Origin of the sequence: Cellvibrio fibrivorans (assembly GCF_031457055.1) — a bacterium.
Lineage (GTDB): Bacteria > Pseudomonadota > Gammaproteobacteria > Pseudomonadales > Cellvibrionaceae > Cellvibrio > Cellvibrio fibrivorans.
Genome location: NZ_JAVDVX010000001.1, coordinates 394,111 through 419,955, shown reverse-complemented (window position 1 = coordinate 419,955; position 25,845 = coordinate 394,111). Strand labels below are relative to the sequence as shown.

21 protein-coding genes are annotated in these 25,845 nt (G+C 51.4%); 10 read left to right on the top strand and 11 right to left on the bottom strand.

What is annotated here, in order from left to right; translation table 11 throughout:
- Positions 1 to 27 precede the first annotated feature (27 nt).
- Positions 28 to 1,452, top strand: coding sequence for a bifunctional D-glycero-beta-D-manno-heptose-7-phosphate kinase/D-glycero-beta-D-manno-heptose 1-phosphate adenylyltransferase HldE (gene hldE, locus J2X05_RS01815; protein WP_310067895.1), 1,425 nt, complete (start codon positions 28 to 30; stop codon positions 1,450 to 1,452).
- Between the two features lie 89 nt (positions 1,453 to 1,541).
- Here hldE and J2X05_RS01810 read toward each other — a convergent pair whose 3' ends face one another.
- The 6 genes from J2X05_RS01810 to J2X05_RS01785 all read right to left on the bottom strand — a co-directional run bounded on the left by J2X05_RS01810 (position 1,542) and on the right by J2X05_RS01785 (position 6,619).
- On the bottom strand, positions 1,542 to 2,696 hold the full coding sequence (locus J2X05_RS01810) for an iron-containing alcohol dehydrogenase (protein WP_310067892.1): 1,155 nt from the start codon (positions 2,694 to 2,696) through the stop codon (positions 1,542 to 1,544).
- A gap of 87 nt (positions 2,697 to 2,783) precedes the next feature.
- Positions 2,784 to 3,125 (bottom strand): Rieske (2Fe-2S) protein, encoded by a 342-nt coding sequence (locus J2X05_RS01805; RefSeq protein ID WP_310067890.1) that lies wholly within the window; start codon positions 3,123 to 3,125, stop codon positions 2,784 to 2,786.
- The gene (locus J2X05_RS01800) at positions 3,126 to 4,169 is read right to left on the bottom strand and encodes a S1C family serine protease (RefSeq protein ID WP_310067888.1); all 1,044 of its coding nucleotides are present in this window, start codon (positions 4,167 to 4,169) and stop codon (positions 3,126 to 3,128) included.
- An 18-nt stretch (positions 4,170 to 4,187) separates the two neighbouring features.
- Positions 4,188 to 5,063, bottom strand: a complete 876-nt coding sequence (htpX, locus tag J2X05_RS01795) for a protease HtpX (RefSeq protein WP_310069428.1) — start codon at positions 5,061 to 5,063, stop codon at positions 4,188 to 4,190.
- A gap of 347 nt (positions 5,064 to 5,410) precedes the next feature.
- Complete coding sequence (locus J2X05_RS01790; protein WP_310067886.1) at positions 5,411 to 6,181, bottom strand: Crp/Fnr family transcriptional regulator; 771 nt, start codon at positions 6,179 to 6,181, stop codon at positions 5,411 to 5,413.
- A 144-nt stretch (positions 6,182 to 6,325) separates the two neighbouring features.
- Complete coding sequence (locus J2X05_RS01785; RefSeq protein WP_310067883.1) at positions 6,326 to 6,619, bottom strand: TfoX/Sxy family protein; 294 nt, start codon at positions 6,617 to 6,619, stop codon at positions 6,326 to 6,328.
- Between the two features lie 210 nt (positions 6,620 to 6,829).
- Between J2X05_RS01785 and J2X05_RS01780 the strand changes: the two genes are divergently transcribed.
- The 4 genes from J2X05_RS01780 to cysE are packed head-to-tail and all read left to right on the top strand — an operon-like array spanning position 6,830 to position 10,480.
- Complete coding sequence (locus J2X05_RS01780) at positions 6,830 to 7,510, top strand: M15 family metallopeptidase (protein WP_310067881.1); 681 nt, start codon at positions 6,830 to 6,832, stop codon at positions 7,508 to 7,510.
- A gap of 21 nt (positions 7,511 to 7,531) precedes the next feature.
- The gene (locus J2X05_RS01775; protein ID WP_310067878.1) at positions 7,532 to 8,917 is read left to right on the top strand and encodes an MFS transporter; all 1,386 of its coding nucleotides are present in this window, start codon (positions 7,532 to 7,534) and stop codon (positions 8,915 to 8,917) included.
- A gap of 34 nt (positions 8,918 to 8,951) precedes the next feature.
- Positions 8,952 to 9,656: an HAD family hydrolase gene (locus tag J2X05_RS01770; protein WP_310067874.1), complete on the top strand. Its 705-nt coding sequence runs from the start codon at positions 8,952 to 8,954 to the stop codon at positions 9,654 to 9,656.
- Positions 9,657 to 9,667: 11 nt separating this feature from the next.
- A complete protein-coding gene (cysE, locus tag J2X05_RS01765) occupies positions 9,668 to 10,480 on the top strand; it encodes a serine O-acetyltransferase (protein WP_310067871.1) in 813 nt (270 codons plus the stop codon).
- 7 nt (positions 10,481 to 10,487) lie between these two features.
- Here cysE and J2X05_RS01760 read toward each other — a convergent pair whose 3' ends face one another.
- Positions 10,488 to 10,757: a hypothetical protein gene (locus J2X05_RS01760; RefSeq protein WP_310067869.1), complete on the bottom strand. Its 270-nt coding sequence runs from the start codon at positions 10,755 to 10,757 to the stop codon at positions 10,488 to 10,490.
- A gap of 199 nt (positions 10,758 to 10,956) precedes the next feature.
- Between J2X05_RS01760 and J2X05_RS01755 the strand changes: the two genes are divergently transcribed.
- The gene (locus J2X05_RS01755; RefSeq protein WP_310067866.1) at positions 10,957 to 11,727 is read left to right on the top strand and encodes a hypothetical protein; all 771 of its coding nucleotides are present in this window, start codon (positions 10,957 to 10,959) and stop codon (positions 11,725 to 11,727) included.
- A gap of 82 nt (positions 11,728 to 11,809) precedes the next feature.
- Here J2X05_RS01755 and J2X05_RS01750 read toward each other — a convergent pair whose 3' ends face one another.
- Positions 11,810 to 13,756, bottom strand: a complete 1,947-nt coding sequence (locus tag J2X05_RS01750) for a carbohydrate-binding protein (protein WP_310067863.1) — start codon at positions 13,754 to 13,756, stop codon at positions 11,810 to 11,812.
- 73 nt (positions 13,757 to 13,829) lie between these two features.
- Positions 13,830 to 15,344 carry an RICIN domain-containing protein gene (locus J2X05_RS01745; protein WP_310067859.1) on the bottom strand — a complete coding sequence of 505 codons (1,515 nt, stop codon included), beginning with the start codon at positions 15,342 to 15,344 and terminating at the stop codon, positions 13,830 to 13,832.
- A 381-nt stretch (positions 15,345 to 15,725) separates the two neighbouring features.
- Between J2X05_RS01745 and J2X05_RS01740 the strand changes: the two genes are divergently transcribed.
- The 3 genes from J2X05_RS01740 (at position 15,726) to J2X05_RS01730 (ending at position 19,431) form a co-directional block, all read left to right on the top strand.
- Positions 15,726 to 17,936 carry an AsmA family protein gene (locus J2X05_RS01740; RefSeq protein ID WP_310067856.1) on the top strand — a complete coding sequence of 737 codons (2,211 nt, stop codon included), beginning with the start codon at positions 15,726 to 15,728 and terminating at the stop codon, positions 17,934 to 17,936.
- A 102-nt stretch (positions 17,937 to 18,038) separates the two neighbouring features.
- Positions 18,039 to 19,145, top strand: a complete 1,107-nt coding sequence (gene mutY, locus J2X05_RS01735) for an A/G-specific adenine glycosylase (protein ID WP_310067853.1) — start codon at positions 18,039 to 18,041, stop codon at positions 19,143 to 19,145.
- A 7-nt stretch (positions 19,146 to 19,152) separates the two neighbouring features.
- The gene (locus J2X05_RS01730) at positions 19,153 to 19,431 is read left to right on the top strand and encodes an oxidative damage protection protein (RefSeq protein WP_310067849.1); all 279 of its coding nucleotides are present in this window, start codon (positions 19,153 to 19,155) and stop codon (positions 19,429 to 19,431) included.
- A gap of 183 nt (positions 19,432 to 19,614) precedes the next feature.
- On the opposite strand, the gene J2X05_RS01725 is transcribed toward J2X05_RS01730, so the two are convergent.
- Both J2X05_RS01725 and J2X05_RS01720 read right to left on the bottom strand, forming a co-directional pair.
- Positions 19,615 to 21,969 (bottom strand): cellulose binding domain-containing protein, encoded by a 2,355-nt coding sequence (locus J2X05_RS01725; RefSeq protein WP_310067846.1) that lies wholly within the window; start codon positions 21,967 to 21,969, stop codon positions 19,615 to 19,617.
- A gap of 96 nt (positions 21,970 to 22,065) precedes the next feature.
- The gene (locus J2X05_RS01720) at positions 22,066 to 24,549 is read right to left on the bottom strand and encodes a cellulose-binding domain-containing protein (RefSeq protein WP_310067844.1); all 2,484 of its coding nucleotides are present in this window, start codon (positions 24,547 to 24,549) and stop codon (positions 22,066 to 22,068) included.
- A 414-nt stretch (positions 24,550 to 24,963) separates the two neighbouring features.
- Here J2X05_RS01720 and J2X05_RS01715 point away from each other — a divergent pair, with 414 nt between their 5' ends.
- The gene (locus tag J2X05_RS01715; RefSeq protein ID WP_310067840.1) at positions 24,964 to 25,803 is read left to right on the top strand and encodes a penicillin-binding transpeptidase domain-containing protein; all 840 of its coding nucleotides are present in this window, start codon (positions 24,964 to 24,966) and stop codon (positions 25,801 to 25,803) included.
- The last annotated feature ends 42 nt before the right edge of the window (positions 25,804 to 25,845 follow it).

The following is a 25,845-nucleotide window of genomic DNA, read 5'->3' as shown; positions in this document are numbered from 1 at the left end:
AATGGATTACAACTATGGGAGTTACTTATGCATCTGACAATGCCCTACTTTGAGCGCGCGCACATACTGGTCGTTGGCGACCTTATGCTGGATCGCTATTGGCATGGCACGAGTTCGCGCATATCGCCCGAAGCACCGGTGCCAGTGGTTAAGGTCAACCAAACGGAAGATCGCCCTGGTGGTGCGGGTAACGTTGCCCTGAACATGGCAGCCTTGGGCTGCGGTGTTTCGCTGATTGGGATTGTCGGCGATGATGAAGCTGGGCAGATCCTTCATAGCCGTTTACGCGCAGCCAAGATCCATACGAATTTCCAGATTTCGACAACCAAACCGACCATCACAAAACTGCGGGTAGTCAGTCGCCACCAACAATTGCTGCGCATGGATTTTGAAGAAAAATTCGATGTCTCGGACAGCTGCGAATTTGTGAGCAAGGTGAAAAACCTGATTAACCGCACTGATGCACTGGTGCTATCCGACTATGCCAAAGGAAGTTTGCTCGATTGCCAATCCCTGATTCGTATGGCGCGCGATGCTGGAGTGCCGGTATTGGTTGATCCCAAAGGCAATGATTTTTCTCGCTACCGTGGCGCTACTATGCTGACGCCCAATTTCCTTGAGTTTGAAGCGGTGGTGGGTAAGTGCACGAGCGAACAGGATATGGTGGACAAGGGTGAAGCACTGATGCAGGAATTGGATCTGCAGGCGCTGTTGGTCACTCGTGGTGAACAGGGTATGACGCTTTTGCGACATCACCAAACAGAGCTGCATTTGCCCGCGCGTGCACGCGAAGTGTTTGATGTGACGGGTGCGGGCGATACGGTTATCGCCACTCTTGCTGCTGTTATTGCCTCTGGCCAAACCTTACCGGAGGCCACAGCATTGGCCAATTTGGCAGCGGGAATAGTGGTAGGCAAAATGGGCACAGCAACGGTGAGTGCACCGGAGCTGCGCCGCGCTATTATTGCTGAGCAGGGGGCCGAGCGCGGCGTAGTGACTGAAGAGCAGCTGCTGCTGGCGTTGGAAGATGCCCGTGCCAGCGGCGAGCGCATCGTGTTTACCAACGGCTGTTTTGACATTATCCATGCGGGGCATGTGGGCTATCTGGAAGAGGCGCGCAAGCAGGGTGATCGGCTGGTATTAGCTGTGAATTCCGATGCATCCATCCGTCGCCTGAAAGGCTCTGGTCGCCCCATCAACCCGCTCGACCGCCGTATGGCTGTGCTTGCCGGACTTGAAGCGGTGGATTGGGTAGTGCCTTTTGATGAAGATACTCCTGAACGTTTGCTCCGCCGCGTCAAACCGGATGTGCTGGTAAAAGGCGGCGACTACAGCGAGGATCAAGTCATCGGCAATCAAATCGTGAAGGCTTACAACGGCTCTGTCAAAGTGCTTAGCTTTTACGACAACTGTTCAACTACCTCAATCGTGAATAAAATTTTGCGCCAATAACCCCTTTGAATAGCTTTTAAAAAGCCCCGCCAACAAATTAGTTGGCGGGGCTTTTTTATGCACGGCCTTTGGTTGCGCGTGCGCCTACTTTAAGCCGCTAGTTCGAGGATTTCACGCGAGACCTCCGGGGTAATCACACCGTGCTCACCCAGCGCCAGCAGCTCATGTTTAACCAGCATATCCACCAGTTTTGGAATGGAATCGCGGCCGACACCGTATCCGCTCAGGGTTGTCGGGGTGCCCATCTGCTCAAAGAAGTTTTTGGTTGCGGCTATGGCCGCATCGATCAGTGCGTCTTCATCGGCATGGTTAAGGTTCCATACGCGGCGGCCGTATTGGAGCAGCTTCGCACGTTTTTTGTCGCGCTGGTGTTGCATCACCGCCGGTAAAACGACCGCGAGGGTTTGGGCGTGGTCCAAGCCATGCATGGCGGTAAGTTCGTGGCCGATCATATGAGTCGCCCAATCTTGCGGAACGCCAACACCGATTAAACCGTTCAACGCCATAGTCGCCGCCCACATGACATTGGCGCGCACCGCGTAGTTGGTTGGCTCTTTCAGTGAGCGGGGGCCTTCTTCGATCAGTGTCATTAACAGGCCTTCAGCAAAACGGTCCTGGACTTTGGCATCCACAGGATAAGTCAGGTATTGCTCCATGATATGCACAAAGGCATCGACCGCACCGTTGGCGATTTGGCGCGGCGGGAGGCTATAGGTCGTGGTTGGGTCGAGGATGGCAAATTGTGGATAGACCAGCGGGCTACCAAAGGAAAGCTTTTCTTGGGTCGCGGCTTTGGTGATTACCGAGTTGCCGTTGCTTTCGGTACCTGTGGCGGGCAGTGTCAGTACGCAGCCGATTGGCAAGGCGCTGAAGAAGGGCTGGTGTTTGGCCATAATATCCCAGGGCTCACCCTCGAAATTGACTGCTGCGGCGATCAACTTGGTGCCGTCAATCACACTGCCGCCACCAACAGGCAGGAGGAAGTCGATCTTTTCTTTTTTGACCAGCTCCACTGCTTTCATAAGGGTTTCATAGTGGGGATTGGGTTCTATGCCGCTGAACTCAAACCAGGTTTTACCTTCCAGCGCTTTAACGACCTGATCGTAAACGCCGTTCTTTTTGATCGAACCACCGCCGTAAGTGACCAAGATGCGGGCGCCTGCGGGGACGAGGTTGGCAATCTCTTTAATTTGGCCCTCACCAAATACAATCTTGGTGGGGTTGGAAAAGGTGAAATTTTGCATGAGCTATTCTCCGTGGATAATCTGGTGCACTAGTGGTCGATGACTCTACTGGTCAGCGTGGATGAACTCGATCGGGTTTACGCAAATTTACGACGGGGAAATGAAAATGTCGCCTGCGTCGATACTGAAATCAATGGGGATAAGTGAGCGGCCGCTGCAGGGGCCAGCGACACATTTGCCCGTTTTAATCACAAACAGAGCGCCATGATTGGCGCACTGGATCATGCTGCCACTGCTGTCGAGGAATTGGTCTTCCACCCATTCGAGCGGAATACCGATATGTGGACAGCTGTTGTGGTAGAGGTAAACCTTGCCCTGTTGTTTGACAGCAAAGAGCTTGCGTCCCGTCAGATTAAACCCCTTGCTGCCAGCCTCGGGGATGTCAGCAAGGGAGCAAAGGCGTAGCTTCTCCGGTAAGTTAGTGTTCACTTACTTTGGTGCTGCAAGGCGAATGGTGCGTGTAAGCAGCTTGCCATCGCGTGCCACACTGACGGTGACTTTTTCACCCGGTTTGTAATTTTCCAAGGCACTGAGTAACTGGTCGTCATTGGCAGTGGGGTAATCGTTGATGGCGACAATGACATCACCCAGGGTGATCTGCCCCCAGTTGTTGCGTTTTGCGCCTTCAAGCCCGGCTTCAGCGGCGGGTGAGTTAGGCTCGACCCGCAAAATAGGCACCCCTTCGATACCTATCTGTTGCGCCCATTGGTCGGGTGCAACGGCAATACCCAGTACCGGGCGTACCAAGCGACCATGTTCAATCAGCTCGGGTACAACTTCTTTTACTGTGTTGACTGGAATCGCAAAACCTATGCCGGCGCTGGCACCGCTTGGGCTGTAAATCATAGTGTTGACGCCAATTAACTTGCCCTCGGAGTTGAGCAATGGGCCACCGGAGTTGCCGGGGTTGATTGCGGCATCTGTCTGGATAACATTGGTAATCTTGCGTTGGTTGGGGGAGATAATTTCGCGCCCCAGTGCGCTCACCACACCCGTGGTGAGTGTTGCATCCAGACCAAACGGATTACCTATCGCCAGCACTTTGCGGCCAACGCGCAAATCGCCTGAATCGCCTAACGGCAGGGCATTTAGCTTGGCTTTTTTACCGTCGATTTTAAGCACTGCCAGATCGCGTTCCGGCGCCAACCCCACTACCTCTGCAGGCCAATTGGATTGGTCTTGCAGGGTGATGGTAATTTGCCGCGCGCCCTCTACTACGTGGTAATTGGTGACAATGTAACCCTTATCGTTCCATATAAAGCCGGTGCCTGAGCCGCGCGGCACAGTCACCAGATCAAAGGAGTAGGGATCGCGGGCGAGTTGTTGGTTTGTAACGAACACCACACTGGGGCGTGCAGCTTCAAACACCTCAACGCTATTGCGTTCGTCATCGGTTGAAAAGGCCTGGACGCTAGCGCTTAGGGCGCTGGCGCCAGTCATACACATCAATACTAACCAGCGCCAGAGTCTCATAACCAGTCTCCGTGCCGATTAAGCGTTATCACGCAGGGCTTGGATACGGGCTTCCAATGGGGGATGGCTGGCAAACAGATTACGTACGCCGCCGCTGATACCAAAGGCACGCATGCTGCTTGGCAAGGGGCTTTCCACGCCAGCATTGGATTCGGCCTGAAGGCGTTGCAGGGCGCGGATCATGGCACCGCGGTCAGCGAGCGTGGCACCTGCATGGTCGGCGCGGTATTCGCGATAGCGTGAGAAAGCGGCGACTATCATAGAGGCCAAAATTCCCAGTACTACTTCTGCAACCATAGTAGCGATCATAAAACCAAAGCCGCGACCACTTTCATTCTTGAGCAGGACGCGGTCGACAAAGTCGCCGATGATACGCGCGAAGAACATCACGAAGGTATTTACTACGCCTTGGATCAAACTCAGGGTGATCATATCGCCATTGGCAACGTGGCCGATTTCGTGCGCGAGTACCGCTTCCACTTCATCGCGTTCAAAACGTTGCAGCAAACCCAGGCTCACCGCAACCAGCGCCGCATTGCGGTTCCAGCCAGTGGCGAAGGCGTTGGATTCCTGTGCAGCAAACACACCAATTTCCGGAGTTTTGATACCGGCTTTTTGCGACAGCTTGGTCACAGTATCTACCAGCCATTGTTCGTCGGCATTTCGTGGCTGCTCAATTAGCTGTACGCCCATGCTGCGTTTGGCCATCCACTTGGACAGGAACAGGGAAATAAAGGAGCCGACAAAACCGAACACGGCACAGAACACCAGCATGCTTGATAAATCCAGGCCGTTTGCGGTGCGATAGTTGCCCACGCCGAGCAAGCTCAGCACAACGCCCGCCACCAGCATGACTGCGAGGTTAGTTAACAAAAACAAGCCTATGCGTAACACGATAATATCTCCCATAAAATGATTAATTCGCTGCTTTATACGCAACGTCGGGGGAGTATATGTGTGCGCTGCGAAAGAATTTCAATCATCGCCGCGTTAAGAAAGGAAAAAGTGCAGGACAGGGTGAAAGTGCGCGGAGAAAAGTGGCCGCCACAAGGGCGGCCCAAGCAACCGTGTTAGCCGAGAGACTTTCGGTGAGGAAAGGCCCTAGGGGGTGAGAAGAAACCGCAATCGACTTGCAGGGCGACTATTGAATCCTCTCGGCTGCTGCACGGGAGATGCTGTGCAGCAGTGAGTTAACAATAATCGTTCTCATCTTTCTGGTCAAGTGTTTTTGAGAAATATTCTTATTTGGTTGCTGCAGCTGATTTTACTTGGAGCAATTGATTATTGAGCTGGTTGATTTTGGCTGCCATCTCTTCAATCAGGCCCAGACAAATTTGCGGTTGGTGTTCAATCAAGGTGATGAACTCCTCTTTGCGCACGGCTAATACAGTGCAATCGCTGTTGGCGATTACCGAGGCGATACGCGGTTGGCGCGTAAATACGGCGAGAGCACCGAAGATCTCATTGGCGTGAATGTCACCCACTTTTACCCCGTCGCAGACAGCATCGGCGGCGCCTTCAAGTAATGTGTAAACGCGGTCGGCGACATCACCCTGGTTGATAATTGTCTCGCCCGCGCGAAAATGCAGGAAACCAGCAGACGGTTGGAATTCGCTGCGCAACTCCTGGGTGAGCGCCTGCTCGTAATAGCTGATGGTGCTCAGCAGCAGGTATGCCCAGTTGCGCTGGGATTTAAGATCGCTATTGGCTTGTGCGACCAGTGCGTCGCGTTCATAGGCCAGCAGTGTCACTGGCGCTTTGCAGCTGAATTGCCCTTGGGGGAGATTGAGTGAGCGGGGCAGGCCAAGCAGGTCGCCCTCTTCAAAATGCATGATCAATTTATTGTGCAGGTAATAATCAATCTGGCCTGCGATAACCAGCAGTGCGCGCGTCGGGGGGATATCCTCAAAAATATCGGTGCTTGCAGCTACTGTAAAAGGCTCATCGGCTGGGGCTACTTGTGTGCATAAAAGTTCGGTGAGGCTGCGCAATTTTGCTGCGAGCTCAGACATAAGATCAGACTGTTTTGTTGGAAGATGCATATACCCCTCGGTTACAAAAAAACACTAGTAAGGCGCTTTTAGTGTAGCCTGTGCCGGGGAAAAAACTGCGCCTAAAACCTCAGTCTGATAACCAGATGCGATTTTTGTGTGCGGCTATGCCGTTGCCTGGGAAAAGTTTCCCTGTTCGGGCATTTCGGCTTCACTGACCAACTGGGCTTTCAGGTCGGGGGGAATATCGTTCCAGTGGACATCCATCAGCGCACCTTGCAAGGCGTAGAGCATGACTTTGGAAACATTGATGTCGCGAGCTCGTATACGGCGATAGGCCTCAACAGCGCCAGTGCGTTTGAGGTCGGCGTGGGTGTTGATCCCTATTGCGCGGAGGATGTTTACCGATGCCATTCCAAGATTCTTTAATTGCAATAACTCACTATGACAGGCAGTCATACAGTGCAATCTCCATTTATTATTATCGGGTATTGTGTTTTAAAATTTCCGTTTACATCGCTGCCTTATCTTACATACTTGCATGTCATGTGCAATTGTTTTCTCTCGAATGCTATGCAAATCGTGACAAATGGTGCACTAAACGCAATAAAATGGCGCAATACTTTGCGGAAAATTTCATCTATAAACCCAGCTTGACGGAATTCTTGCATGACTGATTGGACACCTGAACTGTTGCTGGGATTGGATGAGCGCGCGTTAGTGGAGTATCCCATACTTGCTTGCCGTGTCCATCGGCAGATGCTCGATCCTTTATTATTTTTAGCAGAGCGTGCTGCCTGTGCTGGTTTTATTTTAAAAGTGGCGAGCAGTTATCGAAGTTTTGATCGGCAGTTGTTGATCTGGAATAACAAGGCGCGCGGCCTTCGCCCGGTATTGAATGATACGGGCGAGGCCATCGATATAAATACGTTATCGGCGCGCGATAAAGTTTTTGCGATTTTGCGCTGGTCTGCACTGCCTGGTGCGTCGCGCCATCATTGGGGAACGGATATCGATGTGTACGGTAGCGCGCACACAGATCCCGAATATCAATTGCAATTGACTCTTGCCGAAACTCAGGGTGATGGTCCCTTTGCTGAATTTCATCGCTGGTTGAGTGACGAGTTGGCGCAGGGCAATAGCGATTTTTTTCGCCCCTACGCGCAGGATCGCGGCGGCATAGCGCCTGAGCCATGGCATTTAAGTTATGCGCCGCTGGCGACTGTTTTTTCTCGCCAACTTACACAGGAGTTGTTGCGCGAGCAGCTTGAACAAACGGATTTGGAATTGAAGCAAGTTGTGCTCGATAACCTCGATGAAATTTACTCGCGTTTTATTTGTGTCGATTAACAATCAATAAGGAATTATTTTTTGAATCACTCTGAATTGACCCTGCCTGCCTCAAAAAAAGCTGTTCGCTCCTGGATGTTATTTGATTGGGCAGCGCAGCCATTTTTTACCGTTGTTATTACCTTTATTTTTGGTCCCTATTTTGTTTCTCGTCTTGCGAGCGATCCAGTCGTCGGACAGGCCGCGTGGGGTTATACCATCACTATCGCCGGTGTTGTGATCGCACTAATGGCGCCGATTCTGGGTGCCGTTGCCGATGCAACCGGTGCGCGCAAACGCTGGATTGCTTTTTTTGCCGCGATAAAAATTATCGCGCTTCTATTGCTTTGGTTTGCAGCGCCTGGCTCAGCTTTATGGTTGCCCATGCTGTGTGTGATTGTGGCGATGATTGCTGCGGAATTTTCAATTGTGTTTAACGATTCGATGATGCCGCGGTTGATCGCAAAAGAAGATATTGGTCGCGTATCTAATATCGCGTGGGGTTTGGGTTATCTTGGCGGGCTGATTGTATTATTTAGTGTGCTGCTCTTGCTTGCAGGTAGCCCCGAAACAGGAAAAACCTTGATTGGAATTGCGCCCTTATTTGGTTTGGATGCGATACAGGGTGAGGATGCGCGTATCACCGGCCCCTATGCTGCGCTTTGGTATTTGCTCTTTATTTTGCCAATGTTTTTGTTCACGCCGGATACCAGCAAAGGTGTGCCGCTGAAATCGGCAATTGTTGAAAGTGTCAGCGAATTAAAAAATACCCTGCGCGAATTAAAACAGCGCGCTGGTTTGCTGCGTTTTTTAATTGCACGCATGATCTACCACGATGGAGTTAATGGGTTGATTTTGCTGGGCGGCACTTTCGCAGCGGGTATGTTTGGTTGGCACACCATTGAGATGGGTATTTACGGCATTCTACTGCTGGTCGTAGCGATTGGGGGCTGTACGTTTGCAGGGCTACTGGATGCACGCATGGGCTCGAAAAACGTTATTTTGCTCAGTTTGGTGTGTTTGGTTATTGCAACTGTTGGCATTATTTCGACTGGCCCCGGATACTCTCTGTTTGGTTTGGTGAAGTTTTCTGTTGTAGATTCCGGCGGATTATTTGCGACAGATGCAGAAAAAGCCTTCATTCTTTTTGGTTTGCTAATCGGCTTGGCGTTTGGTCCTGTTCAGGCATCGTCGCGTTCTTATATGGCGCGCAGCGTAAGTGTTGATGAGGCCGGTCGTTACTTTGGCATTTATGCGCTGTCGGGCCGTGCAACGACATTTTTGGCAACTATGTCAGTCACGGTGCTAACGCTCTACACCGATTCCGCGCGTATCGGTATGGCGGCGTTGATTGTATTTTTAGTGGTGGGTCTGGCGATTTTATTAAAAGCGCCTTATCCCGCTTCATCATCAAATCAGCCGAGTTGATTTCAGGTTTTATTGCAGAGGTAAAGAGATAAGTATGTTAATTATTTTTGATTGCGACGGTGTATTGGTTGATAGCGAAATTATCTCTGCGCAGGTGTCGAGTGATTGCTTAAAAGAAATTGGAGTTGAGTTGAGTGCGGATTACATTCTGGAAACCTATCGCGGAAAATCTGTGGCAGATTGTATTCGCATGATTACGGAAGAATTGTCCAAGCTTGAATCGTGGAAAAATCTGAGCGCTGATGAGCAAGCAGAGCGCGGCGCGCAATTCTGGCGGCATGTGCAATTGCAGACGCTGGTGGTGTGCGAAAAAGAATTGGAGCCGGTTGCCGGTGTGATGAATGTCTTGGATAGCTTGAAGGAAAAGCAGGTTGCGTTTTGTGTTGCCTCCAACGGCAAGCACGAAAAAATGCGCATGACGTTGGCTAAAACCGGGATCATGCCCTATGTGCAAGGGCGCGTATTCAGTTTTGAAGATGTGACGCGCGGTAAACCGGCGCCGGATTTATTTTTATATGCGGCAAAAACATTAAATATCCCTGCAGAACAAGCGATAGTGGTGGAAGATTCCTTGACCGGCATTCAAGCTGCAGTTGCTGCTGGCATGCGCCCGCTTGGTTATTGTCCGCCAAATAAAGATGGTAGTGACAATGTATTATTGCAGCCAATGCGCGCGCTTGGTGCTGAAGTGTTTTTTTCGATGGATGAACTAATCCCGTTAATTTTCAAGAACTCCTAGGCTAGGTAGTTATGCAAATACCAGCACACAATTTCGCCCATGTTGATGTGTGGCAAGAAATCCGCGCTGAGGCGCAGCAGGCGAGTGCCGATGAACCTGTGCTCGCGAGTTTTTATCATGCGAGTATTTTGAACCACGCATCTTTTGCGGCGGCGATCAGTTTCCATCTTGCCAATAAACTGGATAGCCAGGCATTACCGGCGATGATGTTGCGCGAAGTGTTTACCGAGGCGATGCAGGCCGATACCAACATTGAGCAGGCGATGCGCGCGGATATTCGCGCGCATCGCGAGCGCGATCCAGCGTGCAATAAATTCTGCATGCCGTTTTTATTTTTCAAAGGTTATCACGCGTTGCAATCCTGGCGTATTGCGCACTGGTTGTGGCTGCAAAAACGCAACGCGCTCGCGCTCTATTTCCAGAACCAGATTTCGCAGGCGTTTGATGTAGATATTCACCCGGGCGCGCGCATCGGCAGCGGCATTATGATCGACCATGCCACCGGTGTGGTGATCGGCGAAACCACGGTGATTGAAGACGATGTGTCCATGCTGCACAGCGTCACCCTCGGTGGCAGCGGCTGCGTTAAAACCGATCGCCATCCCAAAATCCGGCGTGGTGTCTTGATTGGGGTAGGGGCAAAAATTTTGGGGAATATTGAAATCGGTGAGGGAGCAAAAATCGGTGCAGGCAGTGTGGTGTTAGACGCAGTTGCACCGCACACTACCGTTGCGGGTGTGCCTGCCAAACCTATCGGCAGGCCGAAGGGGGAGTCTCCGGCGCTCGATATGGATCATCACCTCAATGATGAGGCTGGTGATTAGTAGGTAATCAGGCGCTGCGCTGGTCGGGCAAATAACTGGTCTCATCATCGCAGCCATCCAGCAGCCATTTCAGCACTGACTCGCGGCTCTTGAGCATGGATTGATAGTGTTCGATGAGCATAGTGTTGGGCCGCGGATGCGCCTGCATAGCATTGATCCGGTCGGTCAAAAAGGCGATATCCTGTTCCACCTTGATGCGTGCATTGCCGTGTGGGCTGAGCGCGCCATCAATCACCAAGCGATTGTCTTGCAGTTTCTTTTGAATAAAAGGCAACATAGTTTCACCACTCCCTCGCAGTTTAGGCATTGAGTATGGTTGGCGGTTGCACCGACTGCCAGTCGCCCGTAAGACTGATTGGTTACATTCTGTGCGCTGTTTATCGCTCTTATTTGATCGCCTGCTGCATAGGGCGGCATTAGGGGCAGTGAGTGCTATCATTCAAGCAGTGCAGTTTTAGCAGCAGGATTTTTGGATTATGAGCGCTCCCGAGTTCGACATTATTTTCCGCGGCGATATCGTCTTCGGCCACCAGTTGGCCGAAGTAAAAGCCAAATTACAACAGCTGTTCAAGGCTGATGCGGCTAAGATCGACGCCTTATTTACCGGTCGCCCAGTGCCGCTCAAGCGCAACCTGGATGAGGCAACTGCCAATAAATACCGCGATGCGCTGATCAAAGCGGGCGCGATGGTCGAAGTTTGCTCCAGTGATACCAGCCCTGCCAATGCAGCACCTAAACCGGCTCCAGTCCCGCGTCGTACAGCTGAAGCCATAGTTCCTGCCGCAGCATCGGTGGTCAGCGGTTGGACATTGGCACCGCTCGGCTCCGATCTGCTACCCGCCAAAGAACGCCCTGCGGCGCCTGTGCCGGTGAGTGTGGATATCTCCGGCCTGAGCCTGCGCGCCGCTGAAGGGAATCTGGTCGATGTGACTGAAGTGCATGAAGAAATCCATGCGCAAGTCATTGCTCCGGATTTGGGCCTGGCTGCCGTCGGTGCCGACCTGATCAGCGCCGATGAAAAGCTGGAGTTGCCCCTGGTCGAAATTGAATTGGAAGATTGGGATATTGCTGAAGCGGGTAGCGATTTGCTGAGCGAAGACGAGCGCCCGATTGTTCTGCCTGCCATAGTGGAAGTGGGCGATTATGGGCTAGCGCCTGCGGGCAGTGATCTCGGCCAGCTAAAGCCCACTGTAAAACCCGTTACACCCGATGTCAGTGGTTTGCGGTTGGCTGATTCGGGCAAATAATTCCTACCGCGGGCGCAAGCGTGCCAATAAAAAAAGCGCGTACCCGGTCACCCGGATACGCGCTTTTTTGTTTACAGCGGGATTATTGTGCGGCGACAAGTTTCCAGCGCGCACTCCACCAACCCGGTTGGATACTGCCTACCTGCAGGCGCCCATATTCGTTGTGGATGTACTGGGCAGGTGCCGCGCGATTTTTGAGGCGGTACTCATTGGCGGTCACTTTTTCCAATTCCCAGTGGCTATTGGTGTCGGTTTTGGCAGCACTCGCGGCAGTGAGGTTGCCATTGCTGATGGTCAATACCTGATCGGGTTTCCAGCGGTTAACCAGGCGCACAATGTTCGATCCACTCACTGGCTCGAATACCCATTGCGAACTCCAGTAACCGACGGGTACTTCGGTTGATTCAGGGTTGCCGTTTTCGATATGGATGTACTGGGTGGTTTGCCACGCATTTTGCAGGCGGAAGGTGCCAAGGCTATCGGGCAGTTTGTCCAGCTTGATCCAGTTGAGATTGAAGCTGCCGGTTTTTAGGGCGAGGGCGACAAATTGCTCGCCTGCCGGCAAGCTCACTTCGTGGCTGACGGTAGTCCATTGTTGCCAGCCACCGGTGACAGGCACAGTAACCTGGCCATAAACCGGAGTGCCGCCTTGTTTTTCAAACTGAATCACGCCCTGGGTATTCAGGCTGGCAACCCGGTAGGACACCTGATAGCGCCCCGCTGCTGGCAGGTTGACCTTGTAGGCCAGCCATTCACCATTGGCAATCCAGCCAACATTGTGGCCGCCGCCGGTGTCCGTGGTGGCTTGGATATCCACACCATCTTGACGGTAAGCGCCGCCGGTATTGCCGCTGGTGGTGTCGTAGAAGCCGGTGTAGTTCTCGGCTTGCAGGGTGATGCCGGTAGCGGGTGCATCAGGAAATGGCACTTTGTGGGGGCGGTTGGCCGACATTTCTGCCGCACGCTCGCGCCAGAGTCGCGCCATATCACTGCGCTGCGCATCGCCCAGCACATTGCCTTGTTCGTCTTTGATCAGGGGCGATGAGTAGTAGGCTAAATCATTGCCGCACTGGATGGTGCCGCGCCCTTCGCCAAGGGTATGGCCAAAGTTGTAGCCGCTGCCATCGGGGCAGTGAACCCCGCCCACGTTGTGACCGACTTCATGGCGATAGGCGCCCGGCCAGGGTGCACCTATCACATGGGTGTCACCGCCCACGCCTGCCCAACCACCGGCGCTGCCCGGTGCGTCAGTAGGCATTTGTACCATGCCTACCAAATCGGGGGCGGTGCGCTCGATATCTGCAGCGAACCAGGTGTTCACATCATCCAATACCGAGGTGACGACACCGGGGTTGTGGGGCGCGGTGCCCGTGCCTACCAAGCGCAGATACACATTCTCGACTTTGCTGTTCTTCAACGCCGTATTGACTTGCTCGACATAGGATTGGGCAGTGGCCTCCAGATTATTGCGCACATATTGGGAGCTGGCTGCAGCCGTTGAGAAGCCGACAAACACGTCAACCACATAGCGACCGGAAGAGTCCTTCTCACCCAGAATCAGTGGCGCGGCGGTGGGGGCAACCATTTTGGCGGATTTGGCGCTTCGGGCAGCCTTGGGGTGGTAAATCTCATCCAGCTTGGGCGGAGGAGTGGACTTGCGCCACAGGCGGCTCGCATCGCCGCTGGGGTTAAAGTCAAAGTGGCCTTCCGTGGTTTCCGCAAACGCCGTCAGATCGCCAGTTTTGGGGGTGAGGGTTACGATCAGGTTGCGGTAGTTGGTGTCGGTCACCGCATAGGGGTCGAGCAGGCGGGCAGTAACGATTTCTACCGCGCCACGGGTTTCGCGGTTGGTTACTTCAAAGCGGAGCAGGGCTCCGGTTTCCAGCAGTATCTCGCCGCGGTTTTGGGTTTTGAATTTGGTGTACTCCGCGGCGGCTGCCGGAGATGGTGCCGCGGGAGTTTGGGCCAGGGTATTGGCGCCCATCATGATCAAGCTTAGGGCAGACAAGCGAAACAGGGATTTCAACATGTTAGTAGTCCTTCAGTGTTTTTAGAGGAATAAAGGCGTGAAAAAAAGGGGGCTTGCGCCCCCTAAACGGGAATCAACGTTTGGTTAATACAAAGCGTTGGGCAGCTCCGCCGGTGCACCACCATTGGTGCACTTTGGGGCCTATGCCCATATCAACATCGAGGCATTTGCCAGAGTGAGCAGCGACGAATTCCACTTCCAGCGGTGCCCAGGTGATGACCTTCATGGTCCAGGTTTGCGCGCCTGAGGCATTGCAATCGTACTGTTGTACGAGAGTGCCATCGGCGGTGCCAGCAGCGGCAACATCCACACACTTGCCGCTGTTGAGTGCACGCAATTCCATTTTGTAGCCGGTCAGATCCGCCAGGGTGAAGGTCTGCGCATTGGTGCCATTACAGGTATATACCTGCAACTTGGCGCCGTTAGCAGTAGATGCGGCTGGCACATCCAGACACTTGCCACTGGCTTTGTTTTTGAGTTCGTAGGTGCCGAAACTGCCGGTCATCTTGGGATGCTTCATAACGGCGTCAAAAACCGGGCCGGCGCCGTCGGCATCGATGCGCCAGTTGGCCTCGCCTTGCTTGTCGATATCAAACCAGTTGAAGGCACGCAGTTTTGGATATTGGCCGCTGGTGAAGGCGTCGGCGAAATCGCGAATCCACTGTGCTTTATGCGCGCCCGGGGTAACCGCCATCTCACCAATCACTATGGGGCGACCGGTTGCTGCCAATTGGTTGTACCAAGGGTTAAGGATGCTTTTGAAGCTGGCATCAGCACCACCGTAAATATCAATGCCGATCCAATCCATATAGCCGGGTACATACATGTCAGCGACTATCGCGCCCGTGCCGTGAGGGCCGGCGTCGGTCCAGCAATCGGAGTTGGGCCAGATGGAATTGCCGAATTGCACATTTGTTGCACCCACTGCGCGGAAGCGATCCACCACATGTTTGAACGCATCTCTAAAGCGCGCCCAGGTCTCGCGGTTTTTACAGGGGCTCCAGTCGTACCAGGCACCATTCGCCTCGTGGAAAAGATCGATGACTACCGGCACTTTCTCGGCTTTCAAGCCGTGGGCGATGTTGTCGATGATGTCGTTGTGTTTGCCATCCAGAATTTCCTTGATGATGTTGCGATCAACCCGCTGATTGGTGGTATCCCACTTCCACCAGCATTTGCTGTTGTCGTGCAGCGCCAATTCGCCGTGGAATTCAAGGTTGATATAAGGCACGCGGCCTTGCGCTTTGATCTTGTCTACCTCGGCTTCCCATAGGTAGTACCAGTTTTTGCTACCGTCCGGGCGAAAGACTTCCGGGAAGATCTTGCCGAAATAGGGCGATGCATTGCCATACCACTGCTTGTTGTCAGCCCATTCCCAATCCTGGGTGATCTTGTCGCCGCAGGGGTGAGCAGCAGTCCAATCGCGATCGACAAATGCGCCCATTAACACACGGTCACCGGCGGGGATCGCATTGCTCTGCGCATGGCTGGGGCTGGCAATGATGCAGGTGGCGACCATGCAGGCTGCGGTTGAGCCAGCGTAGAGCCATTCCTTTAGATGTGAAATTAGCGTACGAGGAGAGTTCATAGCATCACCTTTTATTCGTTATTGGTGGTTGAGTAGTTGAGTGGTTGTGCAGCGAGGCGGATTTAGGGTTTGGTACAGCGAAACCGAAAAGCCCGCGTGGTCATCCAATGACACTCGCCGCAGCCCTACCAGCATAAGGATCCTGCAAGCGTGCGCACCCCAGTTGCGGTTGTGCTGCAAAGTGGCAGTGTGGGTGCCAGGTTCGAGTAAAAGTGGCACTGAAAATGCCCGAACTCCGGCTTATTTCTGTGAACAGCATCAGGTTTTATCTGGCTAGTGGGGCACTTTGTTCATACACTCCTCTCTAAACTTAAGTACCTGCCTTGAGTGCCAGTGGGCGCATCTTGGTTGCGCTTTCGTTCCATCACAGAGGAAGTCACTATGAAAATTCTGCTCAAAAGCCTCGCTATCTTGGTGGTTTTGGTTTTACTCGCCGCGCTCGCGCTGGTTTTTTTGATCGATGCCAACCGCTTTAAGCCTCGCATTGAGGCTATCGCCAAAGATCAGGGCATAGCCCTTCAAATTAACGGTGATCTGGGCTGGGATTTATGGCCGAGTTTGGGGGTAGCGGTGAACGAGGTGCGCGTCGCTGCATTGGAAGCGCCCAACCAACCGATCGCGGAATTACAACAAGCGAGTTTGATGCTAGCGCTGATGCCGCTGTTCTCCGGCGATTTTCAGGTGGATCACATTGCGGTGGATGGCGCGGTGATTTCTCTCAAAGTCGATGCCAACGGCAAAGGCAATTGGGAGGCGCTCAGCAAACCCGATCAGCCTGTCAAACCTTCCCAACCAGAACCGGCAGCCGACACAAATTTAAAACTCGATATCCAGCACATCAGCCTCAGCAATTCGAAAGTGAATTACAGCGATGCACAGAGCGGACAAACTATTGCGCTGCGCGACATCAATCTCACCATGAGCGATGTAAATACCCGCGCTGCACCTTTTGCGCTGGATTTGTCGTTTGTGATGGAGTTGGCACAAGCTGGCGCCGACAAGTTGGAGTTGCAAGCAGCCTTAAAAAATACCCTCAGCGTGGATAATGCGATGAGCAATATCAAATTAGCTGACGGCAAATTGCAGGCGGAAATTATCGGCGGCGATACCGCTGAAATCGCACTCGACTACACACTTGATATCACCGATGCGCAAAAAGAAATGAACTACAAAGGCGATATAAAACTTACCGAAATGAACGCACGAAAATTACTGGCCGCGCTTGGCACTGAATTGGAAACGGCCAATAGCGATGCGTTCAGCAAGGTTGCATTTTCATCGGGTGTGGATGGCACTGCTAAAAAAGTGAAATTGGATAATCTAAAGCTGGTACTGGATAACACAAACTTTTCCGGCAGTATCGGTATTACCGATTTTTCCACCGGTGCACTCAAGCTGGTGTTAGATGGAGATGAAATTAATGTGGATGATTATTTGCCACCGCCAACTGCAACAACTGAACAAACAACGGCGGCACCCGCTGAAGATACGCCTCTCCCGCTCGATGATTTACGCGGTTTAAATATCAACGCCAAGCTCGCACTGAAAAAATTAATCGTGAATAAAATTGCACTGGAAAACGTCGCACTAAAAGTGCTTGCCAAAAATGGCATGATCGAACAAGACCTCACTGCAAAAGCCTATGCCGGAGCCATCACCGCCAAGGGGCAATTAGATGCGCGCGGCCAGCAAGCGCAAGTGCAATTTGACGCAGGAGTAGAGGGGCTTGAGTTGGAGCCGTTATTAAAAGACATGGAAATGGATTCCCAATTCGGTTTGCAGGGCGCCGTGCAGGCGCGTGCGCTTGGCAGCACGCAAGGTAACTCCGTCAATCAGCTATTTAAATCCCTGCGCAGTAATGCCACTTTTTCGGGCGCACAGGTGCGTTTGCTACCCATCAATTTAGAGCAGCAATTTTGTAAGCTGGTGAATTTGGTCAATAAAACTGAAGACCCAACGAAGGTGTGGAATGAATACACTGAAATGAATGAATTGTCCGGCAGCATCAAATGGCGCGATGAAATTATCACTATCGATACCTTCAAAGCCGGTGTGGAAAAGCTGCAACTGGGTTCAACCGGGAAAATTAATCTCGCCACCGATGAATACGATATTTTTCTGCCGTTTAAGTTAATCAAAGACAAAACCGATACCATCACTGCCGAGCAAGTTGCAGTAACCACCAGTGCAGGCGGTTGCAGTATTGGTAGCCAATACTGGTTGGAGCGCGGAATGGAATTACTCCGTTGCAAAGGCTCCTTTGGTTCCATCAATCCGCTCAGCGATTGCCGTCCCGACAAAGAATTACTGGTTGAATTAACCAAAGACTACGCTGTTTATAAAGTAAAAGAAAAACACGGGGCAAAAATCGATGAGAAAAAAGACGAGCTCAAACAAAAAATAGAGAAAGAAAAAAATAAATTGTTTGATAAGTTGCAGCAACGTTTAAATAAAGGCGCAGCTTCATCATCAGCAACGTCTGCCGATGCAGTCGTCGCTCCACCTGTAGCTGAACCGGCTGCGGCTAGTGCTCCTGCAACCGAGGCCAGTACCGCAGGAGAGGGTAATGCATCGGCTGCCGCCGCACCCTGATCGGCGGAGCGCGAATTCAACCCTAGCAGATAGTTTTTTCATGTCCTGCTAGAATTCGCGCCTGCCTATTACTGCTGTCCCTTTTTGCGAACATGAGCTGTTATGACCTCATCTTTTTCCAAGTCCGTACTCACCTGGTTTGATAAGCACGGGCGCAAACACCTGCCCTGGCAACAAGACATCAGCGCTTATCGTGTGTGGCTGTCAGAAATTATGTTGCAGCAAACACAAGTCACGACGGTGATTCCCTATTTCGAGCGCTTTATCGCGCAGTTCCCAACAGTACAGTCGTTGGCCGCCGCGCCGATTGATGAAGTGCTGCATTTATGGACTGGCTTGGGTTACTACGCACGTGCGCGCAATCTGCACAAATGTGCACAAACTGTAGTGAACCAGTACAGCGGTGAATTCCCTGCGACGGTGGAAGCTCTGGCGGAGTTGCCTGGTATAGGCCGCTCCACCGCCGGCGCGATTGTCAGTATTGCTTTTCAAAAACGTGCAGCGATTTTGGATGGCAACGTCAAACGCGTGCTCGCTCGCTATCACGCCGTCGAGGGTTGGCCTGCGCAATTGGATGTGGCCAAACAATTGTGGGAAATTGCCGAAACCTATACACCCAAAACCCGCGCGAATCACTACACCCAAGCAATGATGGATATGGGCGCAACACTCTGCACGCGCAGCAAACCCAAATGTGAAGAGTGCCCGCTGCGTGGTGGATGCATTGCCTACGCGCAAGGCAATCCCAAAGATTATCCCGGTAAAAAGCCGAAAAAAACGCTGCCAGAAAAATCCGTGCAATTATTAATGCTGCGCAATACAGCGGGCGATTTATTACTGCAACAGCGCCCCGCGCAGGGTATTTGGGGCGGCCTGTGGAGCTTCCCCGAATTGGCGATTGATGCCGATGCACAAGAATATGCTGAAGACCATTACGGCAAGGTGATCGAGCTGGAAGAGTGGAACAGCTATCGCCACACCTTCAGCCATTACCATTTGGATATCACACCGGTATTAATCCAGCTCGCAAAATCACCGCGCGCTATCGGTGAAGCAGCCACCCACTGGTACAATCCCCATCAGCCTGATGCGTTAGGTTTGGCCGCCCCCGTTAAAAAATTATTGGAAAAGCTCGCACAATTGGATCCGCGTGCGACAAAAACATTTGCTACACCAAAACGTAAAACTACATCATCTAAATCTAAGTGAGAACAATATGAGCCGCATGGTTTTTTGCCGCAAATACCAACAAGAATTGGAAGGACTGGATATGCCCCCTTATCCTGGTGCCAAAGGCTTGGATTTATTCAACAACATCTCCAAAAAAGCTTGGCAAGAATGGATGGCTCACCAAACATTGCTTATCAACGAAAAACGCTTGAACGTAATGGATATGGGCACCAAGGTATACCTCACCGAACAAATGGAAAAGTTTTTGTCCGGCGAAAAAGTGGATGAAGCCGAGGGGTATGTGCCTCCGGAGAAAAGTGAGTAGCAGATTTTAAACGGAAGATACTAAGGCCATTAGTCGGTTGATAAAGAATGATATTACGATTGATTTGGAACGGTTTGCTATTAAATTAGCTATCTTGAATCTAACATTTTGTGAAAAAATGGCACAAGCTTTCACTTGTGCTATTTTTTCATTTCAACGCTAAATCAAACTTCTGCCCAACAACTAATCCCTCGGCCGCGCCCCCAAAATCTGCACCTGATAATTCAATCCAATTGATTCAGGATTGGTGCTGGTGCTTTCAAAGGCGTTGTACAGGTAGAGTGAGTCCGGCGTATTTGTCACCACCAAACTGGCTTCTTCACCCGATGCTAACTGGAAGCTGCCTGCACCGTTGGCGAAATCAACATAGCGAACGCTGTTGTTGGTCGCTTTGATCGCAACAATCGCGGTGAAATTGCTGTCGCTCAACCCGTTGCCCAAGTTGGTGACTTGAATATTAATGTCACCGCTACCCGTTGCGGTCAGCGGAATAATATTGCTGCCAGTGAATTGCGGTTTACGCGCTTCCAATACGCGATACATATTGCTGCCGATAGATTCCAGGTTGCGATAAGCGCGCGTGCGGAAACTGGCATCGCGTTGTGCGGCGAGCACTTTTTGTTGCACGAGCGGATGGCCAATATCACCGTAAGCGATACGCGCGCGGTAGCGGCCAACCAATGTTTTGATCGAGGTTGGTTGCACTAGGCGCGCCAGACTGTGCAGCGGTGTTTCCTGACCTTGATGCGCGCGAATTAAATTGCGCACCGCGTCGCGGCCGAGGTTTGCGTAATTGTCTGGGTTGTTGGAGAGATAATTCATGAACGGCCATGCTTGATACAAATTATCTTTGTGTACGATGGTTAAATTCGATGCGGCATGCAGTGAATTGACATCGAAGTTAGTGTTGTTTGTGAGCGGGCTCATATAAGTATCCGCAAACCATTCAGCCGTTGTTTCCCACCATGCACCGGTGCGCGCTTTATCGATCCAGATAGCTTCAGCGAGTGTAATTCCATGACCAAATTCGTGCGTGGAAATACTATCGACATTGAGCAAGTTGCTGCGCATCACCAGATAACTTAAACCCGCTGTACCGTTGTAGCCCATAAACCCACCGGCATCGATATCCGTCACTGAATAAACGTTGATTTTGAATGAGCCTGGGCGGTTGGCGTGAATAGATTGTGCGGGGGATTTAAAGCCTCGGTCGCGTACAAAATAGTCGTACACTTTCTCCATATGTTCCAGCATGCGCGTTACATCGGCATCGGAGTGTATGCCCAAATTACCCTTGGGGCCGCGTTTGTTATCTGCACCGTAATACAAACGGAAACGATTCGAATCTTTATACACCGCGTTGCCGGTATTGATGCCCTCATACTCATATTGATTGGTGATAGGCGTGAACACAGCTGCGGCTGAACTTGTTGCGGAACTGCTAGCACCTACGGAAGAAACTGCAACGCGCGATGAGCTTGCAAGTGAACTGCTGCTTCTGGCAACACTGGATGCTGCGGAACTGATGGCTAATGAACTCGCTTGCGATGAACGAATTGCACTGCTGCCCACACTGGAAACCGGTGTGCTGCTGCGAGTGGATGAAACGGCAGTAGAGGATGCGTTTCCACCTTGTACTGCTCCTGCAACACGCCATTCCAAAATACCCGTTGATTGAGTTGCGTTAAGCATTGAAACACGCAAACGATTGGTCACAACGCCATTTAATGCAAGCGTATTAAATGCATTTTTTACCAGCGGCACATTGCCTGCATTGACCCAGGCACTGCCGTTCCAATATTCCACGTAAGCACGTGTGGGCGTCAGTACGCCGCCGTTATCATCGAACCAATAAATTTGCGTTGAACTTAAATTGTAATTTTGTGGCCAATCGTATTGCACCCATTGAATTGAATTCGGGTTATTCCAATTACCGTAAACACCTGCAGATTTGTCATTGGAATTTGTTGGGTTGCTGTTGTCGTTCAGCGCGCGAATCGTTTCCCATGCGGATACATAGGAAGTCGTCGCGGTGGCGAGGCCCGCAATATTTGCTGGTGTTGATACGATGCTGGATGAAGAACTTCGCGCACTGCTAAGCGTTTGTGCGCTGCTTGCGACTCTACTTGAGCTACTGGCATTTGCTGTGCCGCACAAAGCGCCGGTCAGTGTTGGCGATTCAATCGCGCCGCCGTTGGTTGTGCCTTGCAAGCCAAATTCGACCGATTGCCCCGGTTGAATTCTGCCATTCCAACTAATATTCGTTGCGTTGTAATTACCGCTGAGAAGTGCGTTCCATGCATTGCTCACTTTGTTGTTGGCGTAAGTCCAATTCACTTGCCAACTATTTACAGTTGTCGCTGTGTCATTAGTAATGCGGATTGCTGCCGTAAATCCGGTTCCCCAGGAATTGGTGATGGTGTAATTGCAGCTTGCATTGGCGGCGTTGCCAAACGCGGTGGTTACCAGCCCCAGCCCGATTAACAAGGCGAGTTGGTTTTTTTTAAATAAATGTTTTCCAAATAAAGAGCGACGCATAAAAAATCCCTCATGCAGGATAAATGGGTATGGAATTCGGTTTGCAAAAAGCCAACCCCTCGCGCAGAGCGCAAAGGGTTGGAAAGGCTGGAGAGTTTATTGGTAGTGCTTGTCGTACAGCGGCGCTGTGCCCGTCACACCTTCAAGCAATTGCAATCGATAGTCGTGTTTGCGTGTGCGTGTTTCTTCACCGTTGTAGAGATGATCCACGTTGCTCACCACTGCAACTACTACACCATTTTTCGGTGCTTTGGTGAGGTCCAAACAAGCTTCACCGCTGGTGACTGGTTTGCTGTAAACCGCACTGCCGTCTGCTGCGCGATACGCTAATTGCACACGCATGTTTTGGCCGATAGGTTGGAAGCTCACGCGCACTTTATTGCCGGTGACTTTTAGCGGAATCTGGTTTGCACCAGACCAACCCGGTAGCGTAGTCGTGCTTGGAACCAGTGTCGTACCTTCTTGCGTTGTGGCCGAATAGAAAGTCAAACGATGCGCGCCCGGATCTTGCAAAATTCCACCATCGATTCGCTCGGCATTAATTGTTCTGCCCCAGTTGTTATTAATCGGCACTTTAAATGCGTTAGACCAAGGGCCGAAATCCACCATCGCCTGACGCGCGCGGAATTCCATAATCATGCGTTGTGTTTGCTCTTCACCAACACCACCGGCGAGTGAGCGCAAAATATGATTGTGCGGTCCCTTCGCCCAAATCCAGGCGTTAGCACCTTTGGAAACATGCACGCCGAGGAAGTGCGGGAAAGCCGCGTTGTATTGATTGCCGCCGAGGTATTCACGCCAGGTAGAAATTTGTTGGCCATTTACACGGCGATCAACACCTTCTGCATTCGGACCACCGAAAGTGCCATCTTGCAACCAGCCGCTGTAATTTTCTATGGGCATATGCGGAGCGAGAAATGACGTTGCATCCAAAAATCCGACACCATAATTTCCAGTACGCGATGCTTCCAGATTCATCTGCAACCAGGTGTTGCCACCTTCGTTAAACCAGGCTGCTTTGTTGCCGCGTGTGGCCATAATCGTGTGAATAAATTCGTGCGTAATACCACCGCGCTCGCTTGGAGTGACAACCGGATAGTAAGACAGCAACACCATCGGATAACCGTTGATCCCGCTTTGCCATCCGCCTCTCTCCGTGTTAGCTGCACTGTCAGTACACAGGCCTGAACCATAGAGATAAATATTGCTGAAGTAACCTTCGGCTTGCAGTTTATCGACCGGCCAACCCATCACGTTGTGAATGTAATCTGCATCTTCATTGAGATTGGTAAGCACGCGATCAATGTCCGCATCGGTAATGGATGGATTGCGGTTTTTACCCCAAATAAATGCAAAGCGCCCTTTGGTTTTTACACCGGCGATAGTGCTTGCCGGGCAACCGTTGTAGACCTTGAATTTGCTGGTATCGACTTGGCCAAAGTCGGTGCGGAAATCGTAATTTAAATCGGGTTCGTATTTCGGCCAATCGTAAGCGCTGCACTGCGCAACACTTGGAGCACTGCTGCTCGAGCTGCTGCTCACTGCTGGTGTGCTGCTTCTCACGGATGAGCTGCTCGCTGGCGTACTGCTGCGCGCCGATGAACTGCTGAGTGCAATTGAACTGGCAATGCTGCTTCTTAATGAAGAACTTAACGCTGTGCTGCTTTTGGACGTGCTGACAGAGCTAGCAACATTGCCAGCAGCAGTGCCTGATACGCGCCATTCCAATATGCCGGTGGATTGTGTTGTATTGAGCATGGAAACACGCACGCGATTAGTCACAACATTGTTGAGCGCGAGAGTATTAAATGCATTTTTTGCGAGCGGCACATTGCCTGCATTGACCCAGGCACTACCGTTCCAATATTCGAGGTAAGCGCGAGTCGGTGTTAATACTCCGCCGTTATCATCAAACCAATAAATTTGCGTTGAACTTAACGCGTAATTTTGTGGCCAATCGTACTGTACCCATTGGATTGAATTGGGGTTATTCCAGTTGCCATAGGCGCCGGCAGTTTTGTCATTCGAGTTGGCGGGGTTGCTGTTGTCATTAACCGCGCGAATGGTTTCCCAAGGCGATACATAGGAGGTTGTTGCTGTCGCCAAACCGGCGATATTCACGCTGTTTGCAATCGACGCGACTGATGAACTGGTCACGCTCGCCGCTTTGCTGGAAGCAATACTGGAACTCGCAACAGCAGCTGTACCGCAGGCCGCGCCGGTGACTTGCGGCACTTCAACTGCGCCGCCGTTAGTTGCACCCTGTACACCAAATTCGGCAAATTGACCGGGGCGCAAGGTGCCGTTCCACCCTATATTGCTCGCTGAGTAGTTGCCGCTAAGCCGCGCATTCCACGCATTGCTCACGGTGTTTTTGCTGTAGGCCCAATTCACTTGCCAACCATTAATGGTTGCGGTGCTGTCGTTGGTAACGCGGATGGCAGCGGTAAAACCACTGCCCCAGGAGTTGGTAACGGTGTAGCTACAGCCTGCAGAAGCAGCATTGCCCCAAGTTGCGGTCATCAACCCCAATCCGAGCATAGTCGCCAGGCGATAGCCTTTTGCTTTGTGGTTAAGCATAAGGAGTTCCTCTAGGTATAAGAATTTATTGTTTTGAGCAGTAATAGCTTCGCTAGCCGACTATTCAATCGGCTACAGCAGGAAGGGATTGACCGGTTTTAATGCTAATTGCCATTCAGCGAGCGGATGCAGGGGGTTGAATACATCCGTCTCTTATTTGTTGTTTTATTATCTTAGGTAAAACTGTTTTTATATTTGATGCGGAGAGGTTGCATACTAGTGCGGCGATATGCCTGTATACAAGAGACTGAGGCGCCACTTGGCGCGATAATTTATAAAATAAGATTTAATGCCGGGTACTAGGTGATCTACTTGGCGCTTCGGGTGTGGTGGATGCATACTTGCCGGCCGCTGCAAGTATGCTGGCGCGCAAAAGTATTTGGATTTAAAAAATTATCGATGGAGAAACATTTAGTGAAAATAAACACGTTATTTGCTTTGTTACTGTTAACGCCCGTGATGAGTTTTGCTGACGTCTGCAAAACCACCAAGCCAATCAACACAGATCCTTACATTGCCGAAATGGGTACCCGCAAAGTGACGTTTCTTGCAGTCGATTTAAACAATAATCACTGCTGGGCGATGAATGAATCCGGCTTGAACCAGCGCCATAGCCCTTACTCCAGCTTTAAAATTCCCCATACGCTAATTGCGCTTGAAACTGGCGCCGTCAAATCGATTGATGAGCGCTTTGAGTGGGATCAAAAAAAATATCCCGCCAAAGATTTTTGGCCGGAAACCTGGAAACAATCGCACACCTTGGCATCGGCTTTTAAGCATTCAGCGGTCTGGTACTACAAAGCATTGGTGCCGCGCATAAAGCCCGCTGACTACAAAAAATGGTTAGTCAAATTCAATTACGGCAACCAGACTTTTACACCGGGCAGCAATGAGTTTTGGTTGAATAATGAATTACAAATTTCGCCCGCCGAACAAGTGGAATTTATTGCTTGCTTGTTAAAAAATCGCTGCGGTGTGAAAGCGAATCACTTTGCGGCATTTGAATCTGTCGCATTGCAAGAAACCAAAAACGGTCTCTCGCTCTACGCCAAAACCGGATCGGGCCCCATCGATCCCAATAATAATGACGGCGCGTTTGAGGGCTGGTACGTTGGTTATATCAAAGATGCAAACGCAAAGCCTGTTGCAGCATTTGCGATTTATATGGAAGCGGAACGTTTTGCAGCGTTGAAGGATTACCGTAAGGCGTTTTCGTTGAGGTTGTTGGGGGATTTGGGGTTGTGGGGGAATTAGCTGTTTTAGAGATAGCCAGTAAAAATATTTAACAAAAAACCA

Coding starts and splice junctions, on each gene's coding strand:
- mutY (WP_310067853.1), top strand. CDS start 18,039: ATGACCTCATCTTTTTCCAAGTCCGTACTCACCTGGTTTGATAAGCAC.
- J2X05_RS01770 (WP_310067874.1), top strand. CDS start 8,952: ATGTTAATTATTTTTGATTGCGACGGTGTATTGGTTGATAGCGAAATT.
- J2X05_RS01780 (WP_310067881.1), top strand. CDS start 6,830: ATGACTGATTGGACACCTGAACTGTTGCTGGGATTGGATGAGCGCGCG.
- J2X05_RS01790 (WP_310067886.1), bottom strand. CDS start 6,181: ATGTCTGAGCTCGCAGCAAAATTGCGCAGCCTCACCGAACTTTTATGC.
- J2X05_RS01755 (WP_310067866.1), top strand. CDS start 10,957: ATGAGCGCTCCCGAGTTCGACATTATTTTCCGCGGCGATATCGTCTTC.
- cysE (WP_310067871.1), top strand. CDS start 9,668: ATGCAAATACCAGCACACAATTTCGCCCATGTTGATGTGTGGCAAGAA.
- J2X05_RS01750 (WP_310067863.1), bottom strand. CDS start 13,756: ATGTTGAAATCCCTGTTTCGCTTGTCTGCCCTAAGCTTGATCATGATG.
- J2X05_RS01745 (WP_310067859.1), bottom strand. CDS start 15,344: ATGAACTCTCCTCGTACGCTAATTTCACATCTAAAGGAATGGCTCTAC.
- J2X05_RS01800 (WP_310067888.1), bottom strand. CDS start 4,169: ATGAGACTCTGGCGCTGGTTAGTATTGATGTGTATGACTGGCGCCAGC.
- J2X05_RS01760 (WP_310067869.1), bottom strand. CDS start 10,757: ATGTTGCCTTTTATTCAAAAGAAACTGCAAGACAATCGCTTGGTGATT.
- J2X05_RS01725 (WP_310067846.1), bottom strand. CDS start 21,969: ATGCGTCGCTCTTTATTTGGAAAACATTTATTTAAAAAAAACCAACTC.
- J2X05_RS01785 (WP_310067883.1), bottom strand. CDS start 6,619: ATGACTGCCTGTCATAGTGAGTTATTGCAATTAAAGAATCTTGGAATG.
- J2X05_RS01740 (WP_310067856.1), top strand. CDS start 15,726: ATGAAAATTCTGCTCAAAAGCCTCGCTATCTTGGTGGTTTTGGTTTTA.
- hldE (WP_310067895.1), top strand. CDS start 28: ATGCATCTGACAATGCCCTACTTTGAGCGCGCGCACATACTGGTCGTT.
- J2X05_RS01730 (WP_310067849.1), top strand. CDS start 19,153: ATGAGCCGCATGGTTTTTTGCCGCAAATACCAACAAGAATTGGAAGGA.
- J2X05_RS01810 (WP_310067892.1), bottom strand. CDS start 2,696: ATGCAAAATTTCACCTTTTCCAACCCCACCAAGATTGTATTTGGTGAG.
- J2X05_RS01720 (WP_310067844.1), bottom strand. CDS start 24,549: ATGCTTAACCACAAAGCAAAAGGCTATCGCCTGGCGACTATGCTCGGA.